Origin of the sequence: Kutzneria chonburiensis (assembly GCF_028622115.1) — a bacterium.
In the GTDB taxonomy this organism is placed as follows: domain Bacteria; phylum Actinomycetota; class Actinomycetes; order Mycobacteriales; family Pseudonocardiaceae; genus Kutzneria; species Kutzneria chonburiensis.
This window is the reverse complement of sequence record NZ_CP097263.1, coordinates 4,403,480-4,417,577: the sequence shown is the minus strand read 5'-3', so window position 1 is coordinate 4,417,577 and position 14,098 is coordinate 4,403,480. Positions and strand designations below refer to the sequence as shown.

The 14,098-nt window shown below is 70.6% G+C and carries 12 protein-coding genes; 4 read left to right on the top strand and 8 right to left on the bottom strand.

All coding sequences use genetic code 11. The features are described from left to right. Nucleotides 1-45: 45 nt before the first annotated feature. The 5 genes from M3Q35_RS19620 to M3Q35_RS19600 are packed head-to-tail and all read right to left on the bottom strand — an operon-like array spanning nt 46 to nt 7,052. Nucleotides 46-975 carry a TAXI family TRAP transporter solute-binding subunit gene (locus M3Q35_RS19620; protein ID WP_273943349.1) on the bottom strand — a complete coding sequence of 310 codons (930 nt, stop codon included), beginning with the start codon at nt 973-975 and terminating at the stop codon, nt 46-48. After that, nucleotides 972-2,315, bottom strand: coding sequence for a sensor histidine kinase (locus M3Q35_RS19615; protein ID WP_273943347.1), 1,344 nt, complete (start codon nt 2,313-2,315; stop codon nt 972-974). The genes M3Q35_RS19620 and M3Q35_RS19615 overlap by 4 nt, the downstream gene beginning before the upstream one ends. Before the next feature lies 1 nt (nt 2,316). After that, on the bottom strand, nt 2,317-2,973 hold the full coding sequence (locus tag M3Q35_RS19610; protein WP_273943346.1) for a response regulator transcription factor: 657 nt from the start codon (nt 2,971-2,973) through the stop codon (nt 2,317-2,319). A gap of 9 nt (nt 2,974-2,982) precedes the next feature. Then, nucleotides 2,983-4,272, bottom strand: a complete 1,290-nt coding sequence (locus M3Q35_RS19605) for an MFS transporter (RefSeq protein ID WP_273943345.1) — start codon at nt 4,270-4,272, stop codon at nt 2,983-2,985. A 53-nt stretch (nt 4,273-4,325) separates the two neighbouring features. Continuing rightward, complete coding sequence (locus M3Q35_RS19600; RefSeq protein WP_273943343.1) at nt 4,326-7,052, bottom strand: FAD-binding and (Fe-S)-binding domain-containing protein; 2,727 nt, start codon at nt 7,050-7,052, stop codon at nt 4,326-4,328. Nucleotides 7,053-7,134: 82 nt separating this feature from the next. On the opposite strand from M3Q35_RS19600, the gene fabG reads away from it, so the two are divergent. The 4 genes from fabG to M3Q35_RS19580 all read left to right on the top strand — a co-directional run bounded on the left by fabG (nt 7,135) and on the right by M3Q35_RS19580 (nt 10,622). Beyond that, complete coding sequence (fabG, locus tag M3Q35_RS19595) at nt 7,135-7,839, top strand: 3-oxoacyl-[acyl-carrier-protein] reductase (protein WP_273943342.1); 705 nt, start codon at nt 7,135-7,137, stop codon at nt 7,837-7,839. Between the two features lie 31 nt (nt 7,840-7,870). Continuing rightward, a complete protein-coding gene (gene fabI / locus M3Q35_RS19590; protein WP_273943340.1) occupies nt 7,871-8,638 on the top strand; it encodes an enoyl-ACP reductase FabI in 768 nt (255 codons plus the stop codon). Nucleotides 8,639-8,751: 113 nt separating this feature from the next. Beyond that, complete coding sequence (locus M3Q35_RS19585) at nt 8,752-9,987, top strand: sensor histidine kinase (protein ID WP_273943339.1); 1,236 nt, start codon at nt 8,752-8,754, stop codon at nt 9,985-9,987. Further along, a complete protein-coding gene (locus M3Q35_RS19580; protein ID WP_273943338.1) occupies nt 9,984-10,622 on the top strand; it encodes a response regulator in 639 nt (212 codons plus the stop codon). The genes M3Q35_RS19585 and M3Q35_RS19580 overlap by 4 nt, the downstream gene beginning before the upstream one ends. Here the strand turns inward: M3Q35_RS19580 and M3Q35_RS19575 are convergent. From M3Q35_RS19575 to M3Q35_RS19565, 3 genes are read right to left on the bottom strand one after another with little or no spacing between them, the layout of a single operon-like run. Beyond that, nucleotides 10,619-12,283, bottom strand: coding sequence for a DUF885 domain-containing protein (locus M3Q35_RS19575; protein ID WP_273943337.1), 1,665 nt, complete (start codon nt 12,281-12,283; stop codon nt 10,619-10,621). The genes M3Q35_RS19580 and M3Q35_RS19575 overlap by 4 nt on opposite strands. Before the next feature lie 50 nt (nt 12,284-12,333). Further along, nucleotides 12,334-13,542 (bottom strand): cytochrome P450, encoded by a 1,209-nt coding sequence (locus tag M3Q35_RS19570; RefSeq protein ID WP_273943336.1) that lies wholly within the window; start codon nt 13,540-13,542, stop codon nt 12,334-12,336. Continuing rightward, nucleotides 13,539-14,072 (bottom strand): PadR family transcriptional regulator, encoded by a 534-nt coding sequence (locus tag M3Q35_RS19565; protein ID WP_273943334.1) that lies wholly within the window; start codon nt 14,070-14,072, stop codon nt 13,539-13,541. Before M3Q35_RS19565 ends, M3Q35_RS19570 begins: the two co-directional genes overlap by 4 nt. Nucleotides 14,073-14,098 lie beyond the last annotated feature (26 nt).

Below are 14,098 nucleotides of genomic sequence, written 5' to 3'. Positions count from 1 at the left end.
CGTCGTCGAGCGGCGCAGGCATGCGCCGCTCGACGACGTGACGTCCTAGCCGTGATGCCGTCGGTACGCGGCGGCCGCCCCGGGGTGCAGGGGCAGGTCGGCGGTGCCGATGAGGGTTTGGATGTCGAGGAACTGCGTGCCGATGGCTTCCTGGGGGACGAGTTGGCCGGCGCGGTCGATGAGGACGTCGACGATGGCGGCGGCGACGTTGTCGGGGAGGGTGGGGAGGCTGACGAGGAGGTTGGCGACGCCGATGGTGGGGACCTGGTGGACGTAGCGGTAACCGCCGGAGGGGACGGGGAGCTGCTCGTACAGCAGACCGTGACGAGAGCGCAGGGCGGGGAGGACGCCGTCGAGGGGGAGTAGGCGGATGCCGACGGCGGAGTCGAGGGTGGCGAGGGCGGGGGTGGGGACGCCGCCGGACCAGAGCAGGGCGTCGATGGCGCGGGCGGAGAGAGCGGAAACGGCGTCGGCCAAAGGAAGATGCTGCACACGGGGACTGATGCCGGCGGCGGCGATGATGCGGTCGCCGGTGAGGGATGCGCCGGAGCCGGTGGCGCCGAGTGAGATGCTGTGACCGTCCAAATCGGACAGTTTGGTGTACGGGGAGTCGTTGAGGACGACCAGTTGTAGATAGTTCTCGTACACGCGGCCGAGGGCTCGCAGGTCGACGGACGTGGTGAAAGGCGGCTGGGCCGAGTCGGCGGCGCGGGCGGCGTCGGCGAGCACGAGGGCGAGGTCGGCCTTGCCGGTGCGGAGCAGGTCGATGTTGGCCAGGCTGGCGGTGGTCTCCACGGCGGTGCACTGAAGCCAGGGCTCGGCCGAGTTGATCTGGGCGGCCAGCAGACGGCCGAAGGCGAGATAGAAGCCCTGGGGCTCGCCGGCGGCGATGGTCAGCGACCGGGTGGGCCCCGTGGCGGTGCAGCCGGCGGCGAGAGCGCCGGCCAAGGCGGCAAGGAAGGCGCGGCGCTTCATGACGGCAGCTCGATGATCACGGCCAGGCCGGAGGGTTCGCTGACCTGCAACAACAAACGGCCGCCCCACGCGGTGATCAGGCGGTCGGCGATGGGGAGGCCAAGGCCGCTGCCTCCGGGGTGGTCGGCGCGGCGGGAGCGCCAGAAGCGGGTGGTGGCGAGGGGGATCTCCGCCGCGGACAAACCGGGACCGTCGTCGACGACGGTGATGGCGGACGGCGTGCACGACACGGTCACCGAAGTGCCGCCGTACTTGATGGCGTTGTCGAGGACGACGTCGAGGACCTGGCTGAGGTCGTGCTCGGGGCAGTGGACCTCGAAAGAGGTGTCGATGTCGCCGGGGAGCAAGGAGACGCCGGCGGAAGAAGCGGAGATGGACCAGGCGTCAAGGCGTTCGAGGACGACTACGGCCGGCACGCAGACGGCAGGGTCGGGGGAGGCGGCGAGGCGGGTGGCGGTGTGCTCGGCGTGGGCCATGGCCAACAGACTGTCCAAAAGGGACTCCAAACGCTCCACCTCGGAAACGGCGGAGCGGTAGGAGGACTGGCCGGCGGGGACGACGCGGGGGGCGAGGGAGTCGACGCGCAGACGCAGTGCGGCCAAAGGGTTGCGGAGCTGGTGGGAAGCGTCGGAAATGAGGCGGCGCTGCTGCTCGGCGGCCTCGCTGACGGCGTCGGACATGCGGTTGAACGACGATGCCAGCTCACGGAGTTCACGAGGGCCGAGACGGCCACGAACGTGGGCATGGGGCTGGCCGGCGGCGACGGCGCGGAGGCCGAGGGAGAGCTCGGCCAACGGCCGAAGGACCCAACGGGCGACGACGAGGGCCAACAGCACACAGCCGACCAGGGCGGCGAAAGCGCCGGAGAGGATCCACGCCCAACCGCGAAGGACGTCGGCAGCGGCGGCACGCACCGAGGCCCGCATGACGACAGCGCCGATGACCCGGGAGCCGGTGCCGATGGGACGGGCGACGAGAACGTCCGAAGTGGACCAGGGCAACACGGTGTCCAAGGCGGGCAACGGCTGGTTGCGCAAGGCGGCGTCGATCACGGGCGCGACATCGTCGACGGACAGCCCGGCGGCGACGACCACCTGCCGCGAAGCGTTGACGACGATGACCGGCTCGCCGTAGAGAGCGCTGTACCGGTCGACCTCGCTGACCAGCTGCGCGGAGTCGTCCTGCTGGGCCAGCCCGGCGAACCGGGCCAGGTCGGCGGTCCGCCCGATGGACAGCTGCTGGGTCCGCTCCCGGGCGGTCACCAACAGTAGCGGCCAGGCGAAGGCGGCCACGGCCGTGACGGAGAAGGCCAGCAGCACGACCAACAACCGGGTGCGCATGTCAACCGAGCCGGTAGCCGAAGTTACGGATGGTGGTCAGCAGGCCCGGCCGCCGAAGCTTGGCCCGCAGCTGAGCGACGTGCACGTCCAGCGACCGCGAGATCGCCAGGTACGCGTCGCCCCACACCTCGTCCATCAGCAGCTGCCGGCTGACGGCGGCCCCGTGCCGCACGGCCAACACAGCCAGCACGTCGAACTCCTTGGAGGTCAACGGAACCAGGGCACCGGCGACATACACCTGACGCGCGTGAAGGTCGATCCGCACGTCGCCGATCTCCACGACGGACGGCGGCGGCGTGGCCCGAGCCGCCGCCCGCCGGGACACGGCCTCCATCCGGGCCAGCAGCTCGGCCAGCCGGACGGGCTTGACCAGGTAGTCGTCGGCCCCGAGGCGCAGGCCGCGCACGACGGAACGCTCGTCGCCGTGCGCGGTCAGCACCAGCACCGGCAGGTCGGTGACCTTCCGCAGCTTGCGCAGCACGTCAAGGCCGTGCAGGTCGGGCAGGCCGAGGTCGAGCAGCACCAGGTCGGCCTGGTGGTGCCCGGTCAGCGCGTCGGCGCCGCGCCGGGCCCGGGTCGGCCGGTGGCCGGCCGCCGACAGCGCCTCGACCAGGGCGTCGCCGACGCCGTCGTCGTCCTCGACCAGTAGCACACGCACGGTCTCCACCTAACCATCCAGCGTGGATTCCTTGGTGGTTTCCCGCATCACCGCATACACGATCAGGGACACCAGAATGCACCCGGCGACGTAGTAGTAGAAGACCGTCTCGTGGCCGGCCTGCTTGAGCCAGAGCGCGACGTACTCGGCGGTGCCGCCGAAGATCGCCACGGTCAGCGCGTACGGCAGCCCGACGCCCATGGCCCGCACGTTGGTCGGGAACAGCTCGGCCTTGACGATGGCGTTGATCGACGTGTACCCGGTGACGATCACCAGCGAGCCGAGCATGATCAGGAAGGCCAGCGCCGGGGTGCGGGTGCCGGCCAGCACCGACAGCAGCGGCACGGTGAGCAGAGTGCCGGCGATGCCGAAGAACAGCAGCAGCGGGCGGCGGCCGATCCGGTCGGACAGCGCGCCGGCCAGCGGCTGGATCACCACGAAAGCCAGCAGTGCCAGGAAGTTCACCCAGGTCACCGTGTTGATGTCGATCTTGCTGGTGTTGACCATGAACTTCTGGAGGTACGTCGTGTAGGTGTAGAACGCGACCGTGCCGCCCAGGGTCAGCCCGCACACCAGCAGGCACTCCTTGGGGTGCTGGAGCAGCACCCGCAGGCTGCCCCGCTCGCCCGACGACTGGCTGAGGTACGCCTCCGACTCGTCCATGGTCGCCCGCAGGTACATCACGATGACCGCGCCGAAAGCTCCGATGACAAAGGCGATCCGCCAGCCCCACGACGCCATCTCGGCCGACGACAACGTGTTCTGCAGGATGATCTGCACGCCCAGCGCCACCAGCTGCCCGGCGGTCAGCGTGACGTACTGGAAACTCGAGTAGTAGCCCCGTTTGCCCGGCGTCGCCACCTCGGACAGGTACGTGGCCGAGGTCGCGTACTCGCCGCCGACCGAGATGCCCTGGGTCAGCCGTGCGACCACCAGCAGCAAGGGGGCGGCCACCCCGATGGAGGCGTACCCGGGGGTACAGGCGATGACCAGCGACCCGAGCGCCATCATCGCCACCGATAACGTCAGGGCCGCCCGGCGGCCGTGCCGGTCGGCGTAGCGGCCCATGATCCAGCCGCCGATGGGCCGCATCAGGAAGCCGACCGCGAACACGCCCGCGGTGTTGAGCAGCTGGGCGGTGGAGTCGCCCGCCGGGAAGAACACCTTGGCGAAGTACAGGCTGAACGCGGTGTACGCGTACCAGTCGTACCATTCGATCAGATTGCCGATGGACCCGCGCAGCACGTTGCCGATCACGCCTCGCCGCGGCCGCACGTCCTCGTTGACGTTCACAGTCATGTGGGCCAATGTCGGGTCGAAAGCACTCCGCGACAAGGCCGGCGGCCAACGCTTTACATCCGCTTAGGGTGGTGCGGCCGATCGATCATCGAAGCCAGCAGAGTAGCCAGGTGGACGGGGTCGCGGTCGGTGAGCTGACGGAGTTGGGTGCGGCAGCTGAAGCCGTCGGCCAGGATCGGGTCGGAGGTGGCGCGCACGGCCGGCAGCAGCGCCTGTTCGGCCACGGCCACGGAGACGTCGTAGTGGCCGGCCTCGAAGCCGAAGTTGCCGGCGAGACCGCAGCAGCCGGCGTCGAGGACCGTGGCGTCGACACCAGCGGTCTGCATGACGGAACGGTCGGCGTCGAGGCCGAGTTCGGCGTACTGGTGGCAGTGGGGCTGCATGACCGCCTTGGTCGCGCCCAAAGGCCCGACCACCGGGGCGATCTGTTCGGCGAAGGTGCGGACACGTTCAGCGAGGCGGCCAACTGCCGGATCGGACGTCAGCTCCAGGGCGTCATTGCGCAGGAAAGCGGTGCAGCTGGGTTCGAGGCCGACGACCGGGGTCGTGGAGCCGTCCAGCACACGAGCCGTGCGGCGGAGGACCCGCCGGGCGACCCCGAGCTGGCCGGTGGACATCCACGTCAGTCCACAACAGACTCGCTTGCGGGGCAAGGAGACGCTGAACCCCAGGTGTTCCAGCACGGTCACGGCGTCGAGGCCGACCTGGGGGTCGAAATGGTCGGTGAAGGTGTCGGTGAACAGCACGACGGGCTCGCCGACGCCGGAACCCTTGAACTGCGAGCGGAACGACCCGGCGGCAACGGAAGGCATCGAGCGCCGAGGATCGATGCCGCCCAAGCGTTTCACCACTCGGCGGTCGCCCAAAGCCCGGACAAGGCCGGGAGCCAGGGCCAACCAGAGTGGGAGAAAACCCATGGAGTAGTGGGACATCGGCCGCAGACGGCCACGATAGTGCTGGTGCAGGAACTCGGCCTTGTAGGTGGCCATGTCCACGTCGACCGGACAGTCCCGCTTGCATCCCTTGCAGGACAAGCACAAGTCCAGCGCCTCGCGAACCTCGGCCGACCGCCAACCGTCCCGCACAACGGAACCGTTGAGCATGTCGAACAGGAGACGTGCCCGGCCGCGGGTGGAATGCTTCTCCTCCCGGGTGGCCCGATAACTCGGGCACATCACGCCACCGGACGTCGTCAAACACTTGCCGACACCAACGCATCGCCGCGAAGCCGCCGCCAAGTCTCCCTGATCGGCATGCAACGCCAACGAAGTTCGCACCGGAATCCGAGCCGGGGCAACAACAACACGAAGATCGGCGTCCAACGGCAGCGGATCCACGATCCGCCCCGGATTCATCAGCCCGCGCGGATCGAAGATCGACTTGAACCGGCTGAAGGCGGCCATGATCTCGGGGGAGTACATGCGCGGCAACAACTCCGACCGTGCCTGCCCGTCACCGTGCTCGCCGGACAGCGATCCCCCGTGCGACACAACGAGATCGGCGGCTTCCTCCATGAAGGACCGATACCCCGGCCCGGCAAGGTCGAAATCGATCCGCACGTGCAGGCAGCCATCCCCGTAATGCCCATACGTCGGCCCCCGCCGGCCATGCCGCCCCAGCAGCTGGTCGAAGTCCCGCAGGTACGCGCCCAGCCGGGAAGGCGGCACGGCGGCGTCCTCCCACCCCGACCACGCCTCGGCGCCATCGGCCGTCCGGGTCAACAACCCCGCCCCGTCCTCCCGGATCCGCCACAGCTCCCGCGTCCGCGCCGGATCCGTCACGACTACGGATCCCACCGCACCCGGCATCGCCTTCACGACCGCGGCCGGATCGACCGTCTCCACGAACAGCCAGCTCCGCCCGGCCGGCAGCGCCCGAAGGCCCGGCGTCCCCGGCTTGCGCTGCCGCAGGATCGACACGATGTCCTCGTTGACGCCCTCGATCGCCAGCACGTCCAGCGACAGCAGCGCCACCACCTGATCGGCCGCCGCATAGGTGTCCGAGAAACCCAGCACCACCAACGACCGCGACGAGGGCAGGGGAACCAGGCGAACCGTCGCCCCGAGCACCGTCACGCAGGTGCCCTCGCTGCCGACCAGCGCCCGTCCCACGTGAAAGCCGTTCTCCGGCAACAGCTGGTCGAGGTTGTAGCCCGACACCCGCCGCGGAATCCTCGGGAACCCCGTCCGCACCGCCGCCATGACGTCATCCCGCAACGCCCGCAGCTCGCCGTGCACGGGACTCTCGCCGGTCCCCGCCTCGAAACGCCGCCCGTCCGGCAGCAGCACGTCCAGCGACTCGACGTTGTCCACGGTTTTCCCCCACGCCACCGAGTGCGCCCCGCAGGCGTTGTTGCCGATCATCCCGCCGATCGTGCAGCGGCTGTGGGTCGACGGATCGGGCGCGAAGTGCAGGCCGTGCTGCCCCGCCGCGCGGTTGAGCACGTCCGGCACCACTCCCGGCTGCACCCGTGCCGTCCGCGAACCCGCGTCGACCTCCAGCACCTGATTCAGGTGACGGGCGAAGTCGAGCACCATGCCCTCGCCACAGGCATTGCCGGCGATGCTCGTGCCCGCGCCCCGCCCGGTGATCGACACGCCCAGCTCAGCGGCCACGCCGACCGCCGCCACCGCCGCGTCGACCGTGCGCGGCCGGACCACCACCAGCGGCACGTGCCGGTAGTTGGACGCGTCCGCCGCGTACATCGCCCGTGTCCCGGCATCGGCCAGCACGTCGCCGTCCACCTCGGCCCGCAGCCGCTCCACCAGCCTCGACGTCATAGGCGTCACTTAACACCGATGCGAGCCGACCGGCCGGTAACAGATAGCCTCCAACGCGACACCCGCGAGACGAGGAGCAGCAGTGGCACGGTCCGTACTGGTCACCGGGGGCAACCGCGGCATCGGCCTGGCCATCGCGCAGGCGTTCGCCGCGCAGGGCGACAAGGTCGCCATCACGCACCGTGGCTCCGCGGTGCCGGAGGGCCTGTTCGGGGTGAAGTGCGACATCACCGACGCCGAGCAGGTCGACCAGGCGTTCACCGAGGTCGAGGCCCACCAGGGCCCGGTCGAGGTGCTGGTGTCCAACGCCGGCATCACCGACGACACGCTGCTCATGCGGATGTCCGAGGAGCAGTTCACCCGGGTGCTGGACGCCAACCTGACCGGCGCGTTCCGGGTGACCAAGCGGGCCACCCGCGCGATGCTGCGGGCCCGCTGGGGGCGGATCATCTACATCTCGTCGGTGGTGGCCATGAACGGCGGCCCCGGCCAGGTGAACTACGCGGCCAGCAAGGCCGGCCTGATCGGCATGGCCCGCTCCATCACCCGTGAGCTGGGCTCGCGGCACATCACGGCCAACGTGATCACGCCCGGCTTCATCGAGACCGACATGACCGCGGTGCTGTCGCAGGACGTCAAGGACAAGGCGTTCGCGCAGATCCCGGCCGGCCGCTTCGGCGCTACGCAGGAGATCGCCGCGGCCGTCACCTTCCTGGCCTCGGACGCGGCCGCCTACGTCAACGGCGCGGTGCTGCCGGTCGACGGCGGCCTCGGCATGGGCCACTGATCAACCGCAGAAATCTCGGAGAGGAAAGCACGTGACCGGACTGCTCGACGGCAAGCGCCTGGTGATCACCGGGGTGATCACCGACGCCTCACTCGGCTTCCACGTGGCACGGGTGGCGCAGGAGCAGGGCGCCAAGGTGGTGCTGACCGGTTTCGGCCGGATGAGCCTGGTGGAGCGGATCGCCAAGCGGCTGCCCCAGGAGGCGCCGGTGATCGAGCTCGACGTCACCGACGCCGAGCACCTGGCGGCGCTGCCGGACAAGGTGCGCGAGCACCTGGACGGCGTCGACGGCGTGCTGCACTCGATCGCCTACGGCCCGCCGTCCACGCTGGGCTCTGACTTCCTCGAGGCCCCGTGGGAGGACGTCGCCACGGCCGTGCAGGTGTCGGCGTACTCGCTGAAGGACCTGGTCAAGGCCCTGCTGCCGCTGATGACCGAGGGCAGCTCGGTGGTCGGCATGGACTTCGACGCCCGCGTCGCCTGGCCGGCCTACAACTGGATGGGCGTGGCCAAGGCGTCGCTGGAGTCGGTGACCCGCTACCTGGCCCGTGACCTGGGCCCGCGCAAGATCCGGGTGAACGTGGTGGCCGCCGGCCCGGTCCGCACCATGGCCGCCAAGTCCATCCCGGGCTTCGTGGAGCTGGACAAGTCGTGGACCGAGCGGGCCCCGCTGGGCTGGGACCCGACCGACCCGGAGCCGGTGGCCAAGTCGGTGTGCGCGCTGCTGTCCGACTGGCTGCCCGCGACCACCGGCTCCATGGTGTGGGTCGACGGCGGGGTGCACGCGGTCGGCATGTAGCGCCGAAGGTCCCGCGCGCCAAAGGTCCCTGTTGGCCATGACTTTGGTCATGGGACGCCACCATGCCGCCGGGGCGATGCTTCCGGGGCTCCGTCTGGCTACCGTTGTCCAGCGTGGGCTCCGAACAGACGACGACAACGGCGCAGGAGTCTCGACGGCCCGGTCGGGTAGGGTGGCCCCCCGACCGGGCCGCTGGCCGTCCGGCCCTGTACGGGGCCGTGTTCTGGGTGACGGTGGTGGTCGTCGCCGCGGCCGAGGTCACCAACTACGCCCAACAGCCGCAGCCGTACGGGCTGTGGCCGCTGGCCTGCCTCGGCGTCATGACGCTGGCGTGGCTGGCGATGCCGTGGGACCCGGCCGCGCCACTGGTCCGCAGGCTGGCCTTGGTCCTGTTCCTCGCCGGCATGGTCGCGCTGACCCTGCTGTCCTCGTACAACGCCACCGACATCTGGCTGCTGCTGGTCCTGACCAACTGCACCTTCCTGTTCGGCGTGCGTGGGGCCGTGATCACCGCCGCGTGCGTCGTCGCGTTCGCCTTCGCCTACACACTGACCGATCCCGGCTACACGGTGCTCGCTGCGTGCATCCAGAGCGTGGTCGTGGTGGTGTTGACGGTGTTGGTCACCGGACTGGCCTCCGCGGTGACCGAGGCATGGCGGCGGCGGACCGAGTCGCAGCAGCTGCTCGGCGAGTTGGCCGAGGCGCACCAGGAGCTGCGGGCCTACGCCGACCAGGTGCGGGAGCTGTCGGTGGCCGAGGAGCGGGCCCGGATGGCCCGGGAGATGCACGACTCCGTCGGCCACTACCTGACGGTCATCCAGGTCGGCCTGACCAACGCCGAGCGGTTCCGGGACAAGCGGCCCGACCAGGCGTGGGACGAGGTGGCGCAGGCCAAGGAGCTGACCAGGGAGGCGCTGGCCGACACCCGGCGCTGGGTGCGGGCGATGCGGCCGCTGGCCATGGAGGGGCGGAGCGGCAGCCAGGCGTTGGCCGAGCTGGCCCGGACCTTCGACGGCACCGGCATCGAGGTCCGGTTCCAGGTTCACGGTTGTGAGCAGCCGCTGTTGGGCGACACTGAGGTGGTGCTGTACCGGGTGCTTCAGGAGGGGCTGACCAACGTGCTGCGGCATGCCGGGGCGACGCGGGCCGAGGCGGTGCTGTCGTTCCGTGACGAGCGGGTGAGCCTGCGCATCGGCGACGACGGGCAGGGCGTCGGCGAGCTGACCAGGGGTTTCGGGCTGTCGTCGCTGGGACAGCGGGCCGAGGCGGCCGGTGGTGTGCTGGTCGCCGGCAACGCCCCGGCCGGCGGCTTCGAGCTGGTCGCCGACCTGCCGGTGCGGCGCCGATGAGCGTGCGGGTGCTGCTGGTCGACGACCAGATCCTGATGCGCAGCGGGCTGCGCAAGCTGCTGGAGATCGAGGACGGCATCGAGATCGTGGCCGACGTGGGCAGCGGGCCGGACGCGCTGGCCGTGGTGCCGGCCTGCTTTCCGGACGTGGCCCTGGTCGACGCCCGGATGCCGGGCATGGACGGCATCGAGCTGATCACCGAGCTGACCCGCCGGCATCCCGAGATCGCCAGCATCGTGCTGACCACGTTCGACGAGGACGAGTACCTGTTCGGGGCGTTGAAGGCCGGCGCGCGGGGCTTCCTGCTCAAGGACGCCTCGCCGGAGGAGCTGGTCGCGGCCATTCACCGGGCGGCGGCCGGTGGCACCGTGCTGAGTGACCAGGTCGCCGGCCGGGTGGTGGCCCAGCTGCGCGGGGAAGCACCGGCCCAACCGGTGTTGTCCAGCCGGGAGGCCGAGGTGGCCCGACTGGTCGGCGCGGGCGCGTCCAACCGGGAGATCGCCGCCGAGCTGTTCATCACCGAGGGCACGGTGAAGAACCACGTCTCCAGCACGCTGCGCAAGCTGGGCCTGCGGGACCGGACCCAGCTCGCGCTGCACGTGACCTCGTCGCCGGGCGCGTTCCCGCCGCTCTAGCCGAGCCGGGCCAGCTGCTCCCGCAGCGTGTCCAGGCCCATGCCACCCATCTCCAGCGCCTGCTTGTGGAACGCCTTGATGTCGAAGGCATCGCCCTGCCGGGCGCGGACGTCGTCGCGGGCGGCCAGCCAGAGGCGCTCGCCGAGCTTGTACGACGGCGCCTGCCCGGGCCAGCCCAGGTAGCGGTCGATCTCGGCGTGCGACATGGACGGCTCGGCGACCGTGCGGGTGAGCAGGAACTCCAGGCCCAGCTCGGGCGTCCAGCGCTCGCCCTCGTGGAAGCCGGTGCCGGCCGGGATCTCCAGCTCCAGGTGCATACCGAGGTCGACGATCACCCGGGCGGCGCGGAACAGCTGGCCGGCCAGCATGCCCAGCCGGTAGCCGTCGTCGGACAGATAGCCCAGCTCGCCCATCAGCAGCTCGGCGTAGAGGGCCCAGCCCTCGCAGTGGCCGGAGACGATCACCATCAGCCGCTGGTACCGGGTCAGCGTCCCGGCCTGGTTGACGGCGGTGCCGATCTGGAGGTGATGCCCGGGCGCGCCCTCGTGGTACACGATGGACACCTCGCGCCACGTGGTGAACTCGTTCTTGTCGGCCGGCAGCGACCACCACATCCGGCCGGGCCGGCTGAAGTCCTCGGTCGGCGCGGTGTAGTACATGCTGGCGTTGCCGCCGGACGGGGCGATCCGCGCCTCGACCGTCATCAGCCGGTCGGGGATGTCGAAGTGCTTGTCCCGCAACGTGTTCAGTGCGTCGTCGGCGACGGCCTGCATGCGCTTGAGGAACTCGTCGCGGCCGCTGACCTGGTAGCGCGGGTCGTCGTCCAGCTGGGCGGCGGCCTCGGCCACGGTCGCGCCGGGCTTGATCCGGTCGGCCACCGCGCGCATCTCGGTCTCGATGCGGGCGAACTCGGCCCAGCCCCAGGCGTACGCCTCGTGCAGGTCGAGGTCGGCGCCGAGGAAGAAACGGGACCACAGCCGGTAGACGTCCTCGCCGACGGCGTCCTTGGTCGGGGCCAGCGGCGCGAGTTCGGCCCGCAGGAAGCCGGCGAACTCGGCGAACGCCTCCTCGGCGGCGTGGGCGAGCGGGGCAAGGCCGTCCGGGCCGTCGGCCACGAGAGTGGTGAAAAACCCTGGTGTGGCCCCGAGTCCGGCCCACGTCTCGCACTGGTCGGCGACCTTGCTGACCTGCCGCAGCGCCGACACCCGGCCGTTGTCGGCCCCGGCCAGCAGCGACACGCGCATGCCGGCCAGCGCTGCCGGCACCTGGCGCAGGCGGGACTCGATGGCCGCCCAGTGCTCGGGTGTCTCCGTCGGCATCAGGTCGAACACGACGCGCAGGCTGTGCAGCGGGTCGATCATCACGTTCAGCATGGTCGAGGTCAGGCCGGCCGTGTACAGCTCGACGTCCAGCGACACCCGCTCGGTGAACACGGCCTTGGCCACCCGCTCGGCCTCGTCCACCGGCTCGGCCGCGGCCATCTCGGCCAGCGCCCGCCGGGCCAGCTCGGCCCGGGCCGCGTAGCCGGCCGGCGAGTAGTCGGGCAGCTCGGACTCGTGGCCCATGATGCCGAACTCGGTGGCCGACACCGGATCCAACGCCGCGTAGTCGTCGACGTACCGGTCGCAGATCGCGCGCACGCTGCGCTGCGTTGAAGACATGGCGCCGACCGTACCCGGCGAGTCCCGCCGGGGCGGGACTCGCCGGAGCGTCACCAGGTGACGGGGAGGGAGACCAGGCCGCCGGCCACGGAGCCGGGACGGGGCTGGAGGTCCTCCGGCGCGATGGCCATGCGCAGCATGGGGAACCGGCGGAACAGTGTGGACAGTGCGATGCGCAGCTCGGTGCGGGCCAGGCTGGCGCCGACGCAGAAGTGGATGCCGTGGCCGAAACCGAGGTGGATGTTGGGGTTGCGGCCGGGGTCGAACGTGTCCGGCTCGCTGAAGACGGCGGGGTCGCGGTTGGCCACGCCGGTGTTGATCAGCACGCAGTCGCCGCGGCGGATGGTGACGCCGTCGACCTCGATGTCCTCGTGGGCATAGCGAAGCTGCCCGAGCGCGCCGGGGGCGGTGATCCGCAGCACCTCCTCGACGGTGGCCTGGACCTGCCCGTCGGGGTCGGCGGCGAAGCGGTCCCGGCGGTCGAGGTCGGCGGTCAGGAACACCACGCCCATGTCGATACGGGTCATGGTGGTCTCGTGCCCGGCGAACAGCACACCGCCGCCGACCGCGGCCAGTTCCTCGTCACTGAAGGTGGGGTCCTCGGCCTGGGCCAGCGCCAGGTCGCTGATCACGTCGGGCCGCGGGTCGGCCAGCTTGGCCCTGACCAGGCGCAGGAAGTACTCGGTGAGCTCGTCCCATGCGCCTCTCGCCGCCTCGACGCCGAGATCCATCCGGCTGAAGCGGGTGGACAGGTCGTGGAAGTACTCGCGGTCCTCGACCGGCACGCCCAGCAGCTCGCAGAGGACCCGAACGGGCAGCGGAAAGGACAGGATCGCGTGCAGGTCGACCGGGCCGAACTCGTGCTGGGCGGCCATCTCGTCCAGGTAGCCGTCGACCAGCGTCTGGACGTGGTCGGACAGCCGGCGCATGCGGCCGGCGGAGAAGGCCGGCACGAGCAGCTTGCGCATCCGGGTGTGGTTGGCCGCCTCCTTGTCCTGCTCGCCGGACGGCCCGCCGAGGGTGACGGCGTCGGAGACCCGCGAGGCCTGCTCCGGCGCCGGGTGGGACCGGCCCAGACGGGTGTCGCCGAGCAGCTGCCGGGCCTGCTCGAACCGCGTGATCATCCAGGCCGGGTCGCCGGCCGGAGTGGTCACCTGGACGGGAGCGTCCTGCCGGTTGAGCACGGTGTAGAGCGGCGCGATGTCCATGACGTTCGGCCGCTCGAAGGGCAGCTGCGGACGTGCCTCGGTGGTGGTCATGACGGTCCTCCCAGTGGTGACGCGGCGCGGACGCGCAGGGTCTCGAGCCAGCGCAGTTCGGCGTGTGAGCGGCGCAGTCCCTCGTCCAGCACGAGCCGGGCCCAGCCGTCGGCGTCGACCGTCCCGGCCATCTCGTCCAGCCGCGCGGACTTGTCGAGCAGGGCTCGGGTCCGCGCGTCCAGCACGGCCAGGCGCTCGGCGATGGTCAGCCGGTCGAACTGGGCCAGCCGGACCGAGAACTCGGTCTGGTCGGCGGCCAGCTCGGAGGGCAGCTCGGCCAACATGTCGTGCAGCATCTCGACGCCGACCTCGGTGATCTCGTAGACGTGCCGGGTCGGTCGGCCCTGCTGGGCCTGCGGCGTTCTGGTGACCGCGCCGGCTTCGGTGAAGCGGCGCAGCGTCGGATACAGCGAGTTGTTGGACAGCGAGATCCCCAGGCCCTGCTCGACCCGGTGCCGGAGCTCGTAGCCGTGGGCCGGGCGGCCGGCCAGGTTCGAGAGCAGTGCTATCTCCACCCACACATAGGTCACCGTAACCTAGGGGAGGACCTATGTCA